This window comes from Caballeronia sp. A2-2 (assembly GCF_057612605.2).
In genome coordinates, this window is record NZ_CM172587.1 from 1,123,136 (window position 1) to 1,143,147 (window position 20,012).

The following is a 20,012-nucleotide window of genomic DNA, read 5'->3' on the forward strand; positions in this document are numbered from 1 at the left end:
CGGAGGCACGCATTCATGGCAAGGTTCTTTATCGATCGACCGATTTTCGCGTGGGTGATCGCCATCATTCTGATGCTCGCGGGGCTTGCGTCCTTATCGTCGCTGCCGATTGCGCAGTATCCGAGCATCGCGCCGCCCGCCATCCAGATTTCGGCGATGTATCCGGGCGCATCGGCGCAGACGGTCGAAAACACGGTGACGCAGGTCATCGAACAGCAGATGAACGGGCTGGATCATCTGCTCTACATCTCGTCCACGTCCGATGACAGCGGCACCGCGACCGTCACGCTGACGTTCGCCGCGGGCACCAACGCGGATATCGCGCAGGTGCAGGTGCAGAACAAGCTGCAACTCGCCACGCCCAATCTGCCGGGGGTCGTCCAGCAACTGGGCATCAGCGTGAGCAAGGCGAGCAGCAGCTTCCTGCTGGTGCTGGCGTTCGTCTCCGAAGACGGCAGCATGATGCGCGAGGATCTGGCGAACTACGTCGCTTCGCACGTGCAGGACCCGATCAGCCGCCTGAACGGCGTTGGCACGGTCACGCTGTTCGGCTCGCAGTACGCCATGCGCATCTGGCTCGATCCGATGCGGCTCACCAAGTTCAACCTCACACCGGTCGATGTCCAGACCGCGCTGCAATCGCAGAACGTTCAGGTCGCGGGCGGTCAGTTGGGCGGCACGCCCGCCGTGCCCGGCCAGTCGATGCAGGCGACCATCACCGAAGCCACGCTGCTGCGCACGCCGGAGCAATTCGGCAACGTGTTGCTAAAGGTGAATCAGGACGGCTCGCAGGTGCGTTTGAAGGATGTCGCGCGCATCGGTCTGGGCGGCGAGAACTACAACTTCGAGACGCAGTACAACGGCCGTCCGGCAGCGGGCTTCGGCATTCAGCTTGCCACCGGCGCGAACGCGCTGGCAACGGCGGACGCGGTGCGCGCGAAGATCGATCAGTTGTCGAAGTTCTTCCCGCACGGGCTGGTCGTGAAGTATCCGTACGACACCACGCCGTTCGTCAAGCAGTCCATCGCGGATGTGGTGAAGACGCTGATCGAGGCCATCGTGCTGGTGTTCCTCGTGATGTATCTGTTTTTGCAGAACCTGCGCGCGACGCTCATTCCGACCATCGCGGTGCCCGTGGTGCTGCTCGGCACCTTCGCGATCATGGGCATGGCGGGCTTTTCCATCAACACGCTGTCGATGTTCGGCCTCGTGCTCGCCATCGGCTTGCTGGTGGATGACGCCATCGTGGTGGTGGAGAACGTCGAGCGCGTGATGTCGGAAGAAGGGCTCTCGCCGGTCGAAGCCACGCGCCGCGCGATGAGCCAGATCACCGGCGCGCTGATCGGCGTGGCGCTGGTGCTGGCGGCCGTGTTCGTGCCGGTCGCGTTCACAGGCGGTTCGGTCGGCGCAATCTATCGCCAGTTCTCGCTCACCATCGTCTCCGCGATGGGCCTGTCCGTGCTCACCGCGCTGATTCTCACGCCCGCGTTGTGCGCGACCATCCTCAAGCCGCTGCCGAAGGGCCACGAGGAGAAGAAGACCGGTTTCTTCGGCTGGTTCAATCGCGTGTTCGCGAAGAGTCAGACGAAGTATCACCGTGGCGTGTCGAACGTGATCCGCCGGTCGGGGCGCTTCCTGATTTTGTACCTGGTCATCATCGTCGCGGTGGGCATGCTGTTCATGAAGCTGCCGAAGGCGTTCTTGCCCGATGAAGATCAGGGCACGATGTTCGTGCTCGTCGCGACGCCCGCCGGCTCGACGCAAGAGCTGACCCAACACGCACTCGACGATGTTGCCGGTTACTTGCTCAAGAAGGAAGCAGCGGTCGTCGAATCGGTGTTCACGGTGAACGGCTTCAGCTTCGCGGGACGCGGCCAGAACTCGGGCCTCGTGTTCGTGCGGCTGAAGGACTTCGCGCAACGCACGAGCGCGAACGAAAAGGTGCAGGCGCTGGTTGGCCGTACCTTCGGCGCGTTCGCCGGTTACAAGAACGCGCTCGTGTTCCCGGTCAATCCGCCGTCCATTCCCGAACTCGGCACGGCGGCGGGCTTCGACTTCGAGTTGCAGGATCGCGCGGGTCTCGGCCATGAAAAGCTGATGCAGGCGCGCGGCATGTTGCTCGGCATGGCGGCGCAGGACCCGTCGCTGGCGCAGGTGCGTCCGAACGGGCTCAACGACACCGCGCAGTTCAAGGTGAGCATCGATCGCGAGAAAGCGCTGGCGCAAAGCGTCGATCCGAGCACCATCGATCAGACGTTCTCGATTGCGTGGGCATCGAAGTATGTGAACAACTTCCTCGATACGGACAGCCGCATCAAGAAGGTGTATTTGCAGGGCGATGCGCCGTTCCGCATGAGTCCGGAGAACATCGGTAGCTGGTACGTGCGCAACGCGTCCGGCGCGATGGTGCCGTTCTCGTCGTTCGCGTCGGGCGAGTGGAGCTATGGCTCGCCCAAGCTCGAACGTTATAACGGGCAGTCGTCCATCGAGATTCAGGGTGTCGCCGCGCCCGGCAAATCCACCGGTCAGGCGATGGCCGCGATCGAAGCGCTGGCCGCGAAGCTGCCTGCGGGCATCGGCTATGAATGGACGGGGCTGTCGTATCAGCAGATTCAGTCCGGCTCGCAAGCGCCGATTCTCTACGGCATCTCGATTCTCGTCGTGTTCCTGTGTCTGGCCGCGCTGTATGAAAGCTGGTCGATTCCGTTCTCCGTGATTCTGGTCGTGCCGCTCGGCGTGGTCGGCGCGCTGCTCGCGGTGTCGCTGCGCGGGCTGGAGAACGACGTGTTCTTCCAGGTCGGCTTGCTGACCACGGTCGGTCTGTCGGCGAAGAACGCCATTCTGATCGTCGAGTTCGCGCGCGATTTGCAGACCTCTCACAACATGGGTCCGGTCGAAGCGGCGATGGAAGCGGCGCGTTTGCGTCTGCGTCCGATTTTGATGACGTCGCTCGCGTTCATTCTCGGCACGATGCCGCTCGCCATCAGCAACGGCGCGGGTTCGGGCAGTCAGCACGCGATTGGCACGGGCGTGATCGGCGGCATGCTCACGGCCACTTTCCTCGCCATTTTCATGGTGCCGATGTTCTTCGTCGTCGTGCGTTCGCAGTTCGGCGGCGAGAAGGAAGACGTGGGCGCGGCGCTCGCGCGCTACGAAAAGAAAACGCGCGATGGCTCAAGCAATGAAGGACATTGACATGCTGAAGACTTCTTTCCTCGCCACGGCCATCGCGATGCTGGCGGCAGGCTGCACGCTCGCGCCGACTTACGAGCGTCCCGCATTGCCGGTCGCGGCGGATTTTCCGCAGGGCGGCGTGTATGCATCGCAGCCCGTCGCGGGCGGCGATCATGGCGTGGCTGCGGCCGATCTCGGCTGGCGCGACTTTTTCGTCGATGCGCGCTTGCAGCGGCTGATCGACATCGCGCTCAGGAACAACCGCGATTTGCGCGTCGCCGTGCTCAATGTGCAGGCGGCGCAGGCGCAGTATCGCGTGACGCGTTCGGAGTTGATGCCGACTATCGGCGCGCAGGCGGATCAGTCGAGATCGCGCACGCCGAAGGATTTGTCGTTCTTCGGCCAGACGATCTCGAACACGTATAGCGTCGGTCTGAATGGCGCGTGGGAAATCGACTTGTTCGGGCGCGTGCAGAGTTTGAAGAACCAGGCGCTGGCTCAATACTTCGCGACGGCCCATGCGCGCAAGGCGGCGGAGATATCGCTCGTCTCGCAAGTCGCGACGCAGTACTTGCAAGTGCTCGAAGCGGACGACTTGCTGAAGGTGACGGTGCAGACGCTTGGCACCGCGCAGGATTCGTACAAGCTCATCAAGCTGCAATTCGACAACGGCGCGGCGTCCGAACTCGATCTGATGCAATCGCAAACGATCGTCGATTCGGCGCAGGCGAATTTGCAAGCGCAGCGTCGCGCGCGGGCGCAGGCGGTGAACGCGCTCGTGTTGCTGCTCGGCGAGCCGTTGCCCGAGGATTTACCGGCGGGCGCATCGCTCGACGGGCAGGACATGCTGACGGATATTCCCGCTGGCTTGCCTTCGGACCTGTTGACGCGTCGGCCCGACATCATGGAAGCGGAGCAGAACCTGGTCGCCGCGAATGCGAATATCGGCGCGGCGCGTGCGGCGTTCTTTCCGAGCACTTCGTTGACGGGAAGTTTCGGCACGCTGAGTCCTTCGCTTGGCGGGTTGTTCAAGGCCGGCTCGGCGGCGTGGAGCTTTGCGCCGGCCATCACGCTGCCGATTTTCGAGGGCGGGCAGAACATGGCCAATCTCGATCTCGCGAATGTCCAGAAGAACATTCAGGTCGCGCAGTATGAGAAGGCCGTGCAGACCGCGTTCCGCGAAGTCGCCGATGGGTTGGCGGCGCGTGGCACCTATGACCAGCAGATTCAGGCGCTTACGCGTGATACGGCGGCGCAGCAGCGGCGGCTGGATTTATCGACGCTGCGGTACAGGAATGGTGTGGATAGTTATCTCGGTGTGCTGACGGCGCAGCAGGATCTTTATTCGACGCAGCAGACGTTGATCGCGGCGAGGACGCAGCGTTTGGGGAATCTGGTGACGTTGTATCGGGCGCTGGGGGGTGGGTGGGTTGAGAGGACGGGGGATGGTCCGCGTGCGGTGGATGTGGTGGCGGGGACATAGGATTTTTTTAGGGGCTGCGCCTTGAGGGTCGGGGGTTGGCTCTCAAAACGGTGTAAACGAATGCGAGATGCCCCGCTGGCGTCACGACAACAAAGGCTCTGATTGCCAAGTGTGGGACGACGCCTTGATGCTCAAGCGGGGCAGTTGCATTCTACCTACTCGCGTGACGGGATCGAAGCGGGTGCGTTTGCGGTTTCTTGCAAGGGGCTTCTGTTGTTTGGGGCTTTATTGCAGTAGCCGCCTCCCCGGCGGGGGGGTAACTTTCTTTGCAGCGATGTCTCCCGTCTATACACTGCTGCAAAGAAAGTCACCAAAGAAAGCAGCTTTTTACCCCATGCTCGATGGCTGGAGAGGGTTGGTCTGGATTAACCGATGCAGTGGCCGCAATAGGACTTGCCACGCTTAACGAGCCGCTTAGGCAACCTGGCGATTGCGCGCTCGAAAAATTAACGCTTAGTGGATCGTGCTCATTCATTCGGCCATGCGCTGCGCGCGCCGAGAGCTTTAGAACGGAATCCCGCAGTCTATAAGCGCCCAGCCACATCACGCTTCCCCGCAAGATTGCTATTCGGCCCTACCGTGGTTAGTGCTCCGACTAAAAGGTTGCGTTGGTACGCACGCTTTGCCCAGAAGTGCTTACCAAGGTAGTGCCCAATGGGAGAGGTGCGATGCGGTGTGATGTGACTGGGCACTCGTACGCTGCGGGATTCCGTTCTTACGCTCTCGGCGCGCGTAGCGCATGGCCGAAAGAATGAATGCGGTCCACTAACACCAAAGGATTCGAGCGCGTAATCGCGAGGTTGCCTAAGCGGCTCGTTATGTGTGGAAAGTCCTATTGCGGCCACGGTATCGGTTAATCCAGACCAACCCTTTCCAGCCATCGTGCATGGGGTAAAAAGCTGCTTTCTTTGGTGACTTTCTTTGCAGCAGCAAAGAAAGTTACCCCCCCGCCGGGGAGGCGGCTACTGCAAAAAAAAGCCCAACCAAAAGAAGCCCCTTGCACGACATAAACACAGCCACCCGCACTCAAAAAAAACGCCGCATCTCCCGACACGGCGCCCAACGCAAACCACCCAACAACAGCAGAACCTAAAAAACCCTCAATGCCCATCCCCCGCATGCGCAGCACCCTCAAACTCATGCGCGGCTTCACGCATCTCCCTGCGAGCATCGCGTTCACGTCGCACGCCGTTAAAGACCACGTTCAACAACACCGCCGTCACCGAAGCCAGCAAAATCCCGCTATGAAGAATCGGCTCCAGCGCATGCGGCAATTGCGAGAAAAACTTCGGCGCAACCACCGGCACCATCCCCATCCCCACGCTCACCGCAACGATAAAAAGATTGTGGTGATTCGTCGAAAAATCCACGCGTGACAGCGTCTTGATGCCATTCGCCGCCACCATCCCGAACATCACGATACCCGCGCCGCCCAGCACGAACGGCGGCACCGACGCCACCACCTGCGCCATCTTCGGAAACAGCCCGAGCACGACGAGAATCACGCCACCCGTCGCGCAGACGAAGCGGCTCTTCACGCCCGTCACCCCAATCAAGCCCACGTTCTGCGAAAACGACGTATGCGGAAACGAATTGAAGATGCCGCCGATCAACGTGCCCAAGCCATCCACCCGCAGGCCGCGCACCAACGCCTTCTGATCCACCGGACGCTCCACCAGATCGCCGATCGCGAGGAACATGCCGGTCGATTCGATGAACGTCACGAACATGACGATGACCATCGTCGCGACGGACAGCGGGTCGAAGTGCGGCATGCCGAAGTGGAACGGCAACACGATGCCGACCCACGGCGCATGCGCGACGCCATCCATGTTCACGCGCCCGAGCATCGCGGCGATCACGAAGCCCGCGACAATCCCGAGCAGCACCGAAATATTCGCGATGAAGCCGCGCGCAAACTTGTTGATGAGCAGAATCAGCGACAACACCACCAGCGAAAGCAACAGAAAAACCGGATTGCCGTAATCCGGATTGCCAACACCGCCCGCCGCCCAGTTGATACCCACGCCCATCAGCGACAAACCGATCACCGCGATCACCGTGCCGACCACCACAGGCGGGAAGAAGCGCAGCAGCTTGCCAATCATCGGCGCGAGCACGATGCCGATCACACCCGCCGCAATCGTCGAGCCGAATACATCGAGAATGCCAAGCGACGGATTGGTGCCGATAGCGATCATCGGGCCGACCGCCGCGAACGTGCAGCCCATGATGACCGGCAGGCGAATGCCGAAGATCCACAGACCGAGCGTTTGAATCAGCGTGGCGACGCCGCAGGAAAACAGATCCGCGCTGATGAGGAAGGCGACCTGATCCTTCGTGAGATGCATCGCCGCACCGAGAATCAGCGGCACCGCGACCGCGCCCGCGTACATCACGAGCACGTGTTGAATGCCGAGCGTCAGCAATTGACCGCCGGGCAGACGTTCATCGACGGGATGGACCCGATGCGTTGTCTGGTCCATTGAACCTGAAGCCATGTCTCTCTCCTGTGTACCTTCTTTGGAATGGCCTCCAAGTTAAGTGCTCAAAAGCACATGAACAAGACCACGCGACGCTATACGTCGCGTTCGCGGGGCGATATGCATCATGCGCGGCGACACGCGCCGGAATGCGGCGAAGGCCTTTGCACAAGGGGTTTGGCGCGTTTCGGAGGAAGATCGTCGTGTGAAGAAAGGCGGCTTTCGTGAAGCGCTCGTTATGATGTTCATCACGCCGCGCGTATAGTCCGTTTTTCGCGAAGGCCGCGCGCGGACGGGGTAAACCCCCGTTTTACGCGTTTTCCCTAACGTCTTTTCAGGCACGGAATCCATGCGTTTTCTTGGCATCGATCTCGGCACGGGATCGTTGAAACTCGCCATCGTCGATGAAGACGGGCACGAACGCGCCGCGTCCGGCGCGGCGTATGAAGTCGTCAGCGCGCATCCGGGTTGGGCGGAGACGAATGTCGATGCATGGCTCGCCGCGCTCGGCGATGCCGCATCGCGTCTTCCCGCACACGAACGTGAAGCGGTGCGCGCAATCGGCTTCTCCGGTCAGATGCACGGTGTCGTCATCGCCGACGAAAACGGCCGCGCGTTACGCCCCGCCATGCTTTGGCCCGACACGCGCGCCAGCCACTTGCTCGACGCGTGGCCCGAGCCGCAACCGAACCCCGTCGCGCCGGGCATGGCCGGACCGTTGTTGCGCTGGTTCGCGGCGAACGAACCCGCGCTCGCCGCCCGCACACGCTTCGCGCTGCAACCGAAGGACTGGCTGCGCGCGAAGCTCGGCGGCGCGTTCATGACCGATGCATCCGATGCCTGCGCCACCGCGCTCGCTCACCCATCGGGCGAATGGGACGATGCGCTCATCGACCGGCTCGGCTTGCCGCGCGCGTGGTTCGCGCCGCTTGCGAAATCGTTCGGACACGGCGGCACGTTGTCGGACGAAGCGGCATCCATGCTTGGCGTGCCCGCAGGCATTCCGATGGCCGTCGGCGCAGGCGATACGCCATGCGCCGCGCTCGGCAGCGGCCTGTCCGCCCACGGCGATGCGTTGCTCACCACCGGCACGGGCGGCCAGATCGTCGTCATGTGCGAACACGCGCCCGAGCCGGTGCGCGGCCTGCACACGTATCGTGCGGCAACCGGCGCGTGGTATCGCATGGCGGCGATGCAGAACGTCGGCGTGGCACTGGAGCGCGTGCGCGGCTGGCTCGGCTACGTGTCATGGCCCGACGCCTACGACGAAGCCTTCGCCGCCGATGCCAGCGATTCCGTGAGCTTCCTGCCGTACTTAAGCGGCGAGCGTTCGCCGTGGATGAACCCGTCCGCGCGCGGCGGCTGGCTCGGTCTGGGTCTCGCCGACACGCGCGGCACGCTGATGCGCGCCGCCTTCGAAGGCGTGGCATTCGCCTTGCGCGCGGGTCTCGATGCGATCCGCGCAAGCGGCACGCCGCTCACGTCGATGCGCCTGGCGGGCGGCGGCTCCATCGACGCGCGCTGGCGTCAGTTGCTCGCCGATGCGCTGCAAACCGAGCTTCACGCCGTCGATTGCCCGAACGCAGCCACGCGCGGCGCCGCGATGCTCGGCGGCATCGCGGCAGGCCACTGGCGCATCGATGCGCTGACGGCGCTGGCGCCCGCCGCGACGCTCGCGGCGTCACCGCGCATCGACCGGGCGCTGGAACATCGCCATGCGCGCTTCATCGATTTGTATAAGCACGTCGAGCACTGGTTCTGACGTCAGCGCCGATAGCGCTTAAACTTTGCGGCTCCACGGACGCATCGGAAACGCATTTTTGTCTCACACCTCGCTACCGACTCAAGCCATGTCCTCATCCCCCGATTTTCGTTCGCGCGCGTTCCTGCTCGATCACGTACTGCGCACCATGACCTTCTATCACCCGCACTGCATGGACCCGGCAGGCGGTTTTTTCCACTACTACAAGAACGACGGCACCATTTACGACCGCAAGTCGCGGCATCTCGTGTCGAGCACGCGCTTCGTCTTCAACTACGCGATGGCGCACAAGCAGTTCGGTCACGATGAATATCGCGGCGGCGTGGTGCATGGCATCGATTATCTGCGCGAGTTTCATCGCAATCCGCAGACGGGCGGCTATGCGTGGACGCTCGACGGCCGCACCGTCACGGATGCCACGAACCATTGCTACGGCCTCGCGTTCGTCGTGCTCGCGTATGCGAAAGCGGTGGAAGCGGGCATCGACGAAGCGCGCGCCTATCTCGACGAAACCTGGAACGTGATGGAAACGCACTTCTGGGATGCGCCGCACGGCCTGTACAAGGACGAAGCCACCGCCGACTGGAAGGTGTCCGACTATCGCGGCCAGAACGCCAACATGCACGCGTGCGAAGCCTTTCTCGCCGCGTTCGAGGCCACTGGCGAGACGCGTTATCTCGACCGCGCGGCTTTGCTCGCGGACAACATGGTGAACCGTCAGGCAGCGCTTGCGGGCGGGCTCGTGTGGGAACACTACAAGCCGGACTGGTCGATCGACTGGGATTACAACAAGGGCGACCGCAGCAACATCTTCAGACCGTGGGGCTTTCAGCCGGGCCATCAGACCGAATGGGCGAAGCTGCTGCTGATTCTCGACCGGCATCGTCCGGAGGCGTGGCATCTCACGCGCGCGCGTGAATTGTTCGATCGCGCGCTCGAATTGTCGTGGGATCACGAGCACGGCGGGATGGTCTATGGCTTCGACACGGAAGGCAAGTTCTACGACGAAGACAAGTATTTCTGGGTGCAGGCCGAATCGCTTGCCACCGCCGCGCTGCTCGCCGAGCGCATGGAACGCGAAGGCGATCAAACCGCCGCCGCGCGTTACTGGAACGATTACGACCGCCTGTGGGCCTATAGCTGGGAACATTTCGTCGATCACACATGGGGCGCGTGGTATCGCATTCTCACGCCGGACAACCGCCAGTACAGCGACGAAAAAAGCCCCGCAGGCAAGACCGACTATCACACGATGGGCGCGTGCTACGAAGTGCTGAACGTCGTCCGTTAATCAGAATTTTTAATCTTCGAAAACAGGGAGCCGATAGATGAAGACCAAGGCAGCAATCGCATGGAAAGCCGGCCAGCCGCTCACCATCGAGGAAGTCGATCTCGAAGGGCCGCGCGCGGGTGAAGTGCTGATCGAAGTGAAGGCGACGGGCATCTGCCACACCGACTACTACACGTTGTCGGGCGCGGACCCGGAAGGCATTTTTCCGGCGATTCTCGGCCACGAAGGCGCGGGCGTGGTCGTGGATGTCGGCCCGGGCGTCGGCACCTTGAAGAAGGGCGATCACGTCATTCCGCTCTACACGCCGGAATGCCGCGAATGCAAGTTCTGTCTTTCGCGCAAGACCAATCTCTGCCAGAAAATCCGCGCGACGCAAGGCAAAGGCTTGATGCCCGACGCCACTTCGCGCTTCTCGCTCGACGGCAAGCCGCTGTTCCATTACATGGGCACATCGACGTTCTCGAATTACATCGTCGTGCCGGAGATCGCGGTGGCGAAGGTGCGTGAAGACGCGCCGTTCGACAAGATCTGCTATATCGGCTGCGGCGTGACGACGGGCGTCGGTGCGGTCGTGTATTCGGCGAAGGTGGAAGCGGGCGCGAACGTGGTCGTGTTCGGGCTCGGCGGCATCGGGCTGAACGTGATTCAGGGCGCGAAGATGGTCGGCGCGGACAAGATCATCGGCGTGGATATCAATCCGGGCCGCGTGGAACTGGCTAAGAAGTTCGGCATGACGCACTTCATCAACCCGAAGGAAGTGCCGAACGTGGTCGATCACATCGTGCAACTGACGGATGGCGGCGCGGACTATTCGTTCGAATGCGTCGGCAATACCAAGCTCATGCGTGAGGCGTTGGAATGCACGCACAAGGGCTGGGGGCAATCGTTCATCATCGGCGTGGCGGCGGCGGGCGAGGAAATCAGCACGCGGCCGTTTCAGCTCGTCACGGGGCGTCAGTGGAAAGGCTCGGCGTTCGGCGGCGCGCGCGGCCGCACGGATGTGCCGAAGATCGTCGACTGGTACATGGAAGGCAAGATCAATATCGACGATCTCATCACGCATCACTTGCCGCTCGAACGGATCAACGAAGGCTTCGATCTGATGAAGAAGGGCGAGTCGATCCGTTCCGTCGTCATCTATTGAGCGGGGACATGGCCATGCTCGAACTCGTGGAAGAACATCGTACTTTCGATGGCGTGCAGCGCATCTACAAGCATGAATCGGCGTCCATCGGCTTGCCGATGCGCTTCTCCGTCTTCCTGCCGAAAGAGGCGTCGGCGGGCAAGGTGCCGGCGCTGTTCTATCTCGCCGGCCTGACTTGCACGGAAGAGACGTTTCCGATCAAGGCGGGCGCGCAGCGTTACGCGGCGGAGCATGGCATCGCGCTGATCGCGCCGGATACGTCGCCGCGCGGTGCGGATATTTCCGGCGAGAAAGATGCGTGGGATTTCGGCGTCGGCGCAGGTTTTTATGTGGATGCCACGCGCGAGCCGTGGTCGAAGCATTACCGCATGTATTCCTACGTGACGCAGGACCTCAAAAACGCGGTGATCGCGGAGTTGCCCATCGACGAGACAAGGCTCGGCATCTTCGGCCATTCGATGGGCGGACACGGCGCACTCGTGCTCGCGCTGCGCAATCCCGACACTTACCGAAGCGTGTCGGCGTTCGCGCCGATCGCCGCGCCGTCGCTGTGTCCGTGGGGGGCGAAGGCGTTTTCGGGCTATCTGGGCGAGGATCGCGAAGCGTGGAAGCAGTACGACGCCAGCGAACTCGTCAAAGGTCCGAATGCGTTGCGCTTCGAAGGCGGCATTCTGATCGATCAGGGTTTGGCGGATGCGTTTCTCGCCGAGCAGCTTTATCCCGATGTGTTCGAACGCAATGCGCGCGAATCCGGCGCGAAGGTCAACGTGCGTCGGCACGAAGGCTACGACCACGGGTATTTCTTCATCGCCACGTTCGTGGGCGAGCATATCGCGCATCACGCGCGAATCTTGAAGGCCTAAATCAAGCGCGCCACGGTGTTCCCGTGGCGCGTTTTTTTACGATGTACACCAACGCTGACGACTATCAAACAAAACATCACATTGTTTGACAAGTATCCCTAATGGCTTGCGACAGTCCGTCGCTATAATCGCCGCCTTCCCTGAATCATGAAGGTGGCGAACATGTTCGATCTCAGCGGCAAGGTTGCCGTGGTGACAGGCGGCACGAGCGGTATCGGCTTTGGCATCGCCAAAGGTTTTGTGGATGCTGGGGCGCGCGTCGTGCTGATCGGTCGCGATGCCGCACGCGGCGCGCGGGCGCTCGAAGCCCTCGCTGCGGGCGATGCTGCCACGTTCATCGCCGCCGATGTCACCGTTCGCGACGCATGCTTCGCCGCCATCGACGAGACGGAGCGCCGCTTCGGCCGCGTCGATATTCTCGTCAACAACGCGGGCATGAACATTCGCCGCGACGCCGAGGCCTACACGCAGGCCGAGTGGGACGAGATCCTGAGCACGAATCTGAGCAGCGCGTTCCATTGCTCGCAGGCGGCGCACGCGGCCTTCCTGCGCGCGGGCGGCGGCAAGATTCTCAACATCGGTTCCATGCTTTCGCTGTTCGGCACCACCTTCGCGCTGGGCTATGCCGCGAGCAAGGGCGGCATCGTGCAGCTCGGCCGGGCGCTCGCCGTGGAATGGGCGAACGACAACATTCAGGTCAACACGCTGCTGCCGGGTTGGATCGAAACCGAACTCACCGCCGAGGCGAAGAAGCTATTCCCCGATCTCGAAGCCGGCATTCTTTCGCGCACGCCGCAGGCACGCTGGGGACGTCCCGCCGACCTCGCGGGCATCTCGGTGGCGCTCTGCTCGAAGGCGTGCGATTTCATCACCGGCACGGCCATTCCCGTGGATGGCGGTTATTCCGTCCAGGGCTGAGCCGCGCTTTCCGTTTCACTTCCCCTCAAAAGCAGAACCCGTATGAATCTGATGGATGGCGCCGGCCAACGCGCGCCTGTGAGTCCCGCCCGCCGCGGCTTCGTGATGAGCGCCTTGGCGCTCGCCGCGCTGACGCTGGCGAAACCGCACACCGCAGTGTTCGCCGCCGATACGAATTTCGCCGGTAGCGATTTCATGATCGTGTCCCGCCTCGTCACCGATGCCGCGCTTGACGCACGCACCGGCCGCGCGCTCCACGATGCGCTGAGCAAAACCCCGGCCTTCGATGCCAACGTGCAGGCGCTCGCGCATCTGGCGGCCGCGCCCGGCACGACCATCGAGTCGCTGGCCGCGCAACTCGATGCGAGCAAGCAGACCGCGCTGCGCGACACGCTCAACAAGATCGTCTCGGCGTGGTATCTCGGCATCGTCGATAACAAGGTGTATGCGTATCAAACCGCGCTGATGTACCGCCCGACCGCCGATGTCCTCAGCGTGCCCAGCTATGTGCGCGCGGGACCGCTCAACTGGGCCGTCACCAATCCCACGACTCAAGGCACGTAAGAAGCCTTCTCCCCTTCGCTTCAAACCCACGGATTTCCATGAGTGACACGTCTTATTCCGCCGACGTCGTGATCGTCGGCGCCGGCGTCGCGGGCAGCCTCGCCGCGCATGAGCTTGCCAAAAACGGCTTGTCGGTACTGGTGCTCGATTCGGGCCCGCGCGTGACGCGCGGCGAGATCATCGAGAATTTTCGCAATTCCCCGGCCACCACGCGCGCGCTGACCACGCCGTATCCGCCCAAGCCCTGGGCGCTCGCACCGTTCTATGACGAAGCGGGCAACGCGCTCGATTATCTGCAAACCGAAGGCCCGGACGCCTACGCGTTCCAGACCGACTATCTGCGTCTGGTCGGCGGCACGACCTGGCACTGGGCCGGTTGCGCGTGGCGGCATCTGCCGAACGACTTCCGTCTGAAGTCGAAGTACGGCGTGGGCCGCGACTGGCCCATCGGTTATGACGATCTGGAGCCGTACTACTATCGCGCCGAAGTGGAAATGGGCGTGTGCGGTCCCGACCCGTCGCGCGGCGGCGAGGATCTCGGTTCGCCGCGCGCGCAGCCGTATCCGATGGACAAGATGCCGCTGACCTACACCGGCCGCGTCTTCGCCGATGTCGTCGCGAAGCACACCGGCTATCGCGTCGTGCATGAGCCGGAAGCGCGCAACACGCATCCCTACGATGGCCGTCCGACCTGCGCGGGCAACAACAATTGCATGCCTTTGTGCCCCATCGGCGCGATGTACAGCGGCATGGACAGCGTGCTCAAGGCCGAGCGTGCGGGCGCGCGCGTGATGGAGAACTCGGTCGTCTATCGCATCGAGACGGACGCATCGAACAAGGAAGTCGTGGCGGTGCATTTCTACGATCCCGACAAGAACAGCCATCGCGTGACGGGGCGCAGCTTCATCATCGCGGCGCATTGCATCGAAAGCGTGAAGCTGATGTTGTTCTCGAAGGACGAGAAGAACCCGAACGGCGTCGCCAACAATACGGATCAGGTCGGCCGCTACATGATGGAACACGCGGGCACCGAGGTTCAGTTCATGAGCCGTGAACCCGTGTGGATGGGGCAGGGACCGCAGCACAACGCGGCCATCGACAGCCTGCGCGACGGTCCGTGGCAGGGTGAAATGGCTTCGGCGATCACGCGTATCGACGACGGTAATCAGACGCCGTATGTCACGGCGGACGCGCTCAAGAAGGGACTGGTGGGCAAGCCGCTCGATCAGGCGATTCGTCATGGCGTCGCGCACAAGGTGGAACTCTCGACGCACCACGCCGTGCTGCCGAACGCCGATAACCGCCTGACGCTGCACGACACCAAGCGCGACATGCTCGGCATTCCGTATCCCAAGGTCCATTACTCGATCGATGAATACACGCGCAAGAGCGCGCGCCGCACGATCGCGATGTACGAGGACATTTTCCGGGGCATGGGCGCGACGGATATCACCTATATCCCCGATGCGAAAAACCCGTTGACGTTCGCGGCGCAGGACCATCCGATGGGCGGCTTGCTGATGGGCGACAACCCGGACAACTCGGTCTGCGACCGCGATTGCCGCTCGCACGAGCAGAAGAACCTGTACTTCGCATCGAGCGCGGTGTTCGTGAACACGGGCACGGCCAATCCTACGCTGACGGTCGCGGCGCTGGCATTGCGCGTCGCGGACACGATTCGCGCCGAACTGTCGCACGCGGTCTGATCGGGAGATGACGATGAACAAACTGATCAACGCGATCTCCTGCGTGTGGCTGGCTTTTGCGGCAACGGCGCATGCTGCATCCGCTTCATCCGCTGTTTCGGCCGATGCGCAACTCATCGAGCGCGGCCGCTATCTCGCCGCCGCCGCCGATTGCGCGGGCTGCCATACCGCGCCGAAAAGCGATACGCCGTTCGCGGGCGGCTACGGCATCGATTCGCCGCTGGGGAAGATCTACGCCAGCAACATCACGCCGTCGAAGACGCATGGCATCGGCAATTACAGCGAGGAACAATTCGCGCGCGCCGTGCGTCAGGGCGTGGACGCGGAAGGCCGTCATCTTTATCCGGCGATGCCTTATACGAGTTACGCGGCTATCGGCGACGACGACATGAAGGCGCTTTACGCGTACTTCATGCAGGGCGTGAAGCCGGTCGACGCAGCCGTGCCCGAAACGCAACTGCCGTTTCCGTTCAGCCAGCGCTGGCTGATGTCCGGCTGGAACATGATGTTCGCGCAGGGCAAGCCGTTCGAGGCGGACCCGTCGAAGAGCGTCGAGTGGAATCGCGGGCGGTATCTGGTGAACGCGCTCGGCCATTGCGGGGCATGCCACACGCCGCGCAATATCGCGATGGCGGAAGATTCGGGCTCGCCGCTGTCGGGCGCGCAGCTTGGCGCATGGCATACGCCGAACATCACGTCGGACGCGGTGAGCGGCATCGGCGGATGGACGGACGCGCAACTCGTCGAGTATCTGCGCACGGGCCGCGCCGAGGGCCGCGCGCAGGCGGCGGGCGGCATGGCCGAAGCCATCGAGAACAGTCTGCAATATCTGACCGATGCGGATTTGCAGGCCATCGCGACGTACTTGAAGGCGACGACGCCGGTGCGCGATCCGGCGCAAACCAAGCCTGCGTATGCGTTCGAAGGCCGCGCGTCCGGCAGCGGTTACGAAGCGGATTTGCGTGCGACGAATCAGGGCATCGGTTACGGCAAGAGCGATGCCGGTTATCCGAAGCTCACGACCGGCGCGCAACTCTACAGCGGCAACTGCGCGGCATGCCATCAGCCGGGCGGCGACGGCACGAAGGACGGCGCGTTCCCGTCGCTCACGCATAACTCGACGCTCGGTGGCACCAACGCGGACAACCTCGTGAACGTGATCCTGCACGGTCTGAATATCAAGACCGCGAAGGGCGAGCGTCTGATGCCGGGTTTCGCCGACGATCTGAACGACGAGCAAGTCGCGCAACTCGCCACCTTCGTGATGAGCGAGTACGGCAACGACGCGGTCAAGGTCGATGCCGACCACGTGAAGACGTTGCGCGCGGGCGGTGAAAGCCCGATGGGCATGTTCCGGGCGCTGGCCATCGCGGGCTTGACGATCGCGGTGATCGTGCTGGCCGCGCTGGTGCGCATGTTCAGGCGTTGCAAGAGAAGGAAGCAGGCGAAGGCATCGGCTTGATGCGGTTGCTTTGCTGAAGTGAAAAGGCCGTTCCGGGATTATTCGGAACGGCCTTTTTTAATGCCCGCGTCGCCCGAGTAGGCTAGCGCCGTACACCAGCGCGGCGAGCATCGTGATCCAAAAGCTCGTCGGCCAGTCGGTGTAATAGGCGAGCGTCAATCCGATCCACGCTTGGCCAAGCGCGAACGCGGCCGCGAGGAACAGACCGGACGTGAGCCGCGTCGTCATGTTCTGCGCGGCGGCGGCGGGACCGACCATCAACGCGAACACGAGCAACACGCCGACGATCTGCGTGCACGCCGCGACCGCGAGCGCGGTGATCGCGAGAAACAGCACGGACACGAAGCGCAGCGACACGCCCTTGGCTTCGGCCAGTTCCGGTTGCAGCGAGGCGAACATCAGCGGCCGCATGATGATGGCGAGCGCGCCGAGACTCACCACGGCCAGGCCCGACAACACCGCGAGCGTTTCATGACTCACGCCGAGCACGTTGCCGAACAACAGCGCCGTCGCCTGCGTGGCGTAGGCGGTGAAGAAGTGCAGAAACAGCAGGCCAAAGCCCAGCGACAGCGAAAGAATCACGCCGATGGCCACATCGCGCCCGGATAGCTTTTCGCCGAGCGCGCCCATGCCCACGCCCGCCGCGAGCGTGAAGCCCACCATGCCCCAGATCGGCGGAATGCCGAGCAGCACCGCGCCCGTGGCGCCCGTGAAGCCGACGTGCGAGAGCGCGTGGCCGGCGAAGGTCTGTCCGCGCATCACCAGAAAATAGCCGACGATGCCCGCCAGCACCGCGACGATCCCCGACGCCGCGAATGCGTTGATCATGAAGTCGTATTCGAACATCGTTACTTCTCGTGACTGTGGTGATGACCGTGGTCGTGCTCATGCCCGTGACCATGATCGTGTTCGTGCTGATGCTCGTCGCCTTCCTCGTGAGCGTGATCGAGCTTGTCGATTTCGACATCGCCCGACATCACGAAAATGCGGCCCTTCACGCGCATCACGTCGATGGGCGAGCCGTACAGTTTCGAGAGCACGGGCTTGGAGATGACTTCATCGACGGTGCCGAGCGCCGCGCGCCCGTTGCCGAGATACAGCACGCGGTCCAGCGAATTGAGCAGCGGATTCAGTTCGTGCGCGGAAAAGAGCACGGTGATGTTCAACTCCCGCTGCACGCGCCGCACGAGTTCGACGACGCCCGTCTGATGACGCGGGTCGAGGCTGATGAGCGGTTCGTCCAGCAGCAGCAGATGCGGATTGCCGAGCAGACATTGCGCGAGCAGCAGACGTTGACGCTCGCCGCCCGACAGTTCCGACAACGGCCGCGATGCAAGCTGAGTCGCGCCGACGAGTTCGAGCACGCGCTCGACATCCGCATTCACGCGCGCATTCCGATGCGGCAATCCCCAGCGATGCCCGTCCGCCGCCATCGCGACGAAATCGCGTCCGAGCACGCGGCGGTTCGCCAGCCCGCTGCGAATCTGCGGCATGTAGCCGATCGACGGATTGCCGCGCACGACCGGCTCGCCATGCACGCGAATCGTGCCGCTTTGCATGGGCACGAGGCCGAGCAATGCGCGCATCAAGGTGGTCTTGCCCGCGCCGTTCGGCCCGAGTACGCCGATGAACTCGCCTTTGCCGACCGTGAAGCTCGCGTCGTTCAGGATCGTGCGGCCGCCGAGCGCGAGCGTCACGCGATCGACTTCGAGCGCGGCGACGGTCGTCATTGCCATCCTCGGAGCGCGAGCGCGAGGTTATCGAGTTGCGAGGTCATCCATTGCTGGAAGGTTTTGCCGGCAGGCAGTGTTTCCGTCACGCTGATGCTCGGCACATGCCCGTCCTTCGCGATGGCGAGCATGCGTTTGGTGAGCGCGCCCGTCGCCTGACTGTTGTAGATGAGCACGTGCACGCGGCGTTCGCGCAGGTCTTTTTCGAAAGCGGCGATGTCGGCGGCGCTCGGCTCGGTCTCGTTCATCGCGGCCAGTTGGAAGCGCTCGTTGCGCATCTCGAAGCCGATGGCATCCGCCATGTAGCCGAACACGGGTTCGGTGGCGGTCACGGGCACGCCTTTGTAGTGCGCCTTCAGTTGCGCGACGCTGGCATCGATCGGCTTGAGCGAGGTGAGAAAGGTGTCGAGGCGCGCATCGTAATCGCTTTTGTGCGACGGGTCGACGCTTGCAAGATACGCGCTCACCGCTTTCGCGACGGCGGGCATGGTCGCCGGGTCGTACCAGAGATGCGGGTTGTCGCCGGCTTTCTTGCCGACCAGTTGCGCCGCGACGATCACCGTGCGCTTGTCATTGCTTTTCGATGCCGCGAGCAGCTTGTCCATCCAAGGATCGTAGTTCGCGCCGTTGTAGACGACCAGCGCCGCGTGCTGCAACGCGCGCGCGGTTTTCGGGCTGGCTTCGAACAGATGCGGATCTTCGTCGGGATTGCTGAGAATGCTTGTTACCTGCACGTGATCGCCGCCTAGCTGGCGGATCACATCGCCGTAAAAATTCTCCGCCGCGACCACCGGCACGCGCGCGGTTTGCGCGGAAGCGGTCTGACAGATACCCAACGCGAGAGCGAAGCAGCTCAGGACGTGCGCGAATTTCATCGGTTTCCTCGTGGTGTTATTGCGTTTGTTTTGATCGATGCGACACGTCACGCGCCGCGACGCTGCGCGCGATGCTTCTTCTGGCAATCGCGGCACAATCCGCTCAGTTCGACGACCTGATGCCGCACTTCGAAGCCATGCGCGGGCGGGCTCGCCGACAGCGACGACGCCAGATCGCGGCCCTGAATTTCGAGCGTCGCGCCGCATTCGTCGCAGATGAGGAACTGGCTTTCGTGCGGCTTGCCGGCATCGCAACACGCGATAAACGCGTTCTTCGACTCGATCCGATGCACGAAGCCGTTCTCCACCAGAAAGTCCAGCGCGCGATAGATGGTGGTCGGCGGCACGCGCGTGCCGCGTTTGGGCTCCATCGCGTCGATCAGGTCGTACGCGCCGATGGGCTTATGCGCCTTGAGCACGAGTTCGTAGACTTGCCGCCGCAGCGGCGTGAGCGCGATGCCCCGCTCGCCGGCGAGCGCGTCGGCACGAGCGAGCATGGATTCGACGGATGCGGTCATGGGTTTATGAATTTCGGGGAATTCCGAGATGATATAACG

General features: G+C 62.8%; 16 protein-coding genes. 10 read left to right on the plus strand and 6 right to left on the minus strand.

Going from position 1 to position 20,012, the window contains the following annotated elements:
- Positions 1–15: 15 nt before the first annotated feature.
- A complete protein-coding gene (locus ACZCWR_RS05345) occupies positions 16–3,195 on the plus strand; it encodes an efflux RND transporter permease subunit (RefSeq protein WP_487302677.1) in 3,180 nt (1,059 codons plus the stop codon).
- A 1-nt stretch (position 3,196) separates the two neighbouring features.
- Positions 3,197–4,657: an efflux transporter outer membrane subunit gene (locus ACZCWR_RS05350; protein ID WP_487302678.1), complete on the plus strand. Its 1,461-nt coding sequence runs from the start codon at positions 3,197–3,199 to the stop codon at positions 4,655–4,657.
- An 853-nt stretch (positions 4,658–5,510) separates the two neighbouring features.
- On the opposite strand, the gene ACZCWR_RS05355 is transcribed toward ACZCWR_RS05350, so the two are convergent.
- Both ACZCWR_RS05355 and ACZCWR_RS05360 read right to left on the minus strand, forming a co-directional pair.
- The gene (locus ACZCWR_RS05355) at positions 5,511–5,798 is read right to left on the minus strand and encodes a hypothetical protein (RefSeq protein WP_487302679.1); all 288 of its coding nucleotides are present in this window, start codon (positions 5,796–5,798) and stop codon (positions 5,511–5,513) included.
- Positions 5,758–7,158, minus strand: coding sequence for a nucleobase:cation symporter-2 family protein (locus ACZCWR_RS05360; protein WP_487302680.1), 1,401 nt, complete (start codon positions 7,156–7,158; stop codon positions 5,758–5,760). The genes ACZCWR_RS05355 and ACZCWR_RS05360 overlap by 41 nt, the downstream gene beginning before the upstream one ends.
- A 331-nt stretch (positions 7,159–7,489) precedes the next feature.
- Between ACZCWR_RS05360 and ACZCWR_RS05365 the strand changes: the two genes are divergently transcribed.
- The 8 genes from ACZCWR_RS05365 to ACZCWR_RS05400 all read left to right on the plus strand — a co-directional run bounded on the left by ACZCWR_RS05365 (position 7,490) and on the right by ACZCWR_RS05400 (position 16,850).
- A complete protein-coding gene (locus ACZCWR_RS05365; protein ID WP_487302681.1) occupies positions 7,490–8,902 on the plus strand; it encodes a xylulokinase in 1,413 nt (470 codons plus the stop codon).
- A gap of 88 nt (positions 8,903–8,990) precedes the next feature.
- Positions 8,991–10,193: an AGE family epimerase/isomerase gene (locus tag ACZCWR_RS05370; protein ID WP_487302682.1), complete on the plus strand. Its 1,203-nt coding sequence runs from the start codon at positions 8,991–8,993 to the stop codon at positions 10,191–10,193.
- Positions 10,194–10,230: 37 nt separating this feature from the next.
- On the plus strand, positions 10,231–11,337 hold the full coding sequence (locus ACZCWR_RS05375; protein ID WP_487302683.1) for an S-(hydroxymethyl)glutathione dehydrogenase/class III alcohol dehydrogenase: 1,107 nt from the start codon (positions 10,231–10,233) through the stop codon (positions 11,335–11,337).
- A gap of 14 nt (positions 11,338–11,351) precedes the next feature.
- Positions 11,352–12,200, plus strand: coding sequence for an S-formylglutathione hydrolase (fghA, locus tag ACZCWR_RS05380; protein WP_487303258.1), 849 nt, complete (start codon positions 11,352–11,354; stop codon positions 12,198–12,200).
- A gap of 162 nt (positions 12,201–12,362) precedes the next feature.
- Positions 12,363–13,118, plus strand: a complete 756-nt coding sequence (locus tag ACZCWR_RS05385; protein WP_487302684.1) for an SDR family NAD(P)-dependent oxidoreductase — start codon at positions 12,363–12,365, stop codon at positions 13,116–13,118.
- Between the two features lie 42 nt (positions 13,119–13,160).
- Positions 13,161–13,682 carry a sugar dehydrogenase complex small subunit gene (locus ACZCWR_RS05390; protein ID WP_487302685.1) on the plus strand — a complete coding sequence of 174 codons (522 nt, stop codon included), beginning with the start codon at positions 13,161–13,163 and terminating at the stop codon, positions 13,680–13,682.
- Between the two features lie 38 nt (positions 13,683–13,720).
- Positions 13,721–15,388, plus strand: a complete 1,668-nt coding sequence (locus ACZCWR_RS05395) for a GMC family oxidoreductase (protein WP_487302686.1) — start codon at positions 13,721–13,723, stop codon at positions 15,386–15,388.
- Positions 15,389–15,401: 13 nt separating this feature from the next.
- Positions 15,402–16,850 (plus strand): c-type cytochrome, encoded by a 1,449-nt coding sequence (locus ACZCWR_RS05400; RefSeq protein WP_487302687.1) that lies wholly within the window; start codon positions 15,402–15,404, stop codon positions 16,848–16,850.
- 57 nt (positions 16,851–16,907) lie between these two features.
- On the opposite strand, the gene ACZCWR_RS05405 is transcribed toward ACZCWR_RS05400, so the two are convergent.
- Genes ACZCWR_RS05405 through ACZCWR_RS05420 form a run of 4 tightly spaced genes read right to left on the minus strand, consistent with a single transcriptional unit; the run spans position 16,908 to position 19,973 of the window.
- A complete protein-coding gene (locus tag ACZCWR_RS05405; RefSeq protein ID WP_487302688.1) occupies positions 16,908–17,696 on the minus strand; it encodes a metal ABC transporter permease in 789 nt (262 codons plus the stop codon).
- Between the two features lie 2 nt (positions 17,697–17,698).
- Positions 17,699–18,580 (minus strand): metal ABC transporter ATP-binding protein, encoded by an 882-nt coding sequence (locus ACZCWR_RS05410; RefSeq protein ID WP_487302689.1) that lies wholly within the window; start codon positions 18,578–18,580, stop codon positions 17,699–17,701.
- On the minus strand, positions 18,577–19,455 hold the full coding sequence (locus tag ACZCWR_RS05415; protein WP_487302690.1) for a metal ABC transporter solute-binding protein: 879 nt from the start codon (positions 19,453–19,455) through the stop codon (positions 18,577–18,579). Before ACZCWR_RS05415 ends, ACZCWR_RS05410 begins: the two co-directional genes overlap by 4 nt.
- A gap of 47 nt (positions 19,456–19,502) precedes the next feature.
- Complete coding sequence (locus ACZCWR_RS05420; RefSeq protein ID WP_487302691.1) at positions 19,503–19,973, minus strand: Fur family transcriptional regulator; 471 nt, start codon at positions 19,971–19,973, stop codon at positions 19,503–19,505.
- Positions 19,974–20,012 lie beyond the last annotated feature (39 nt).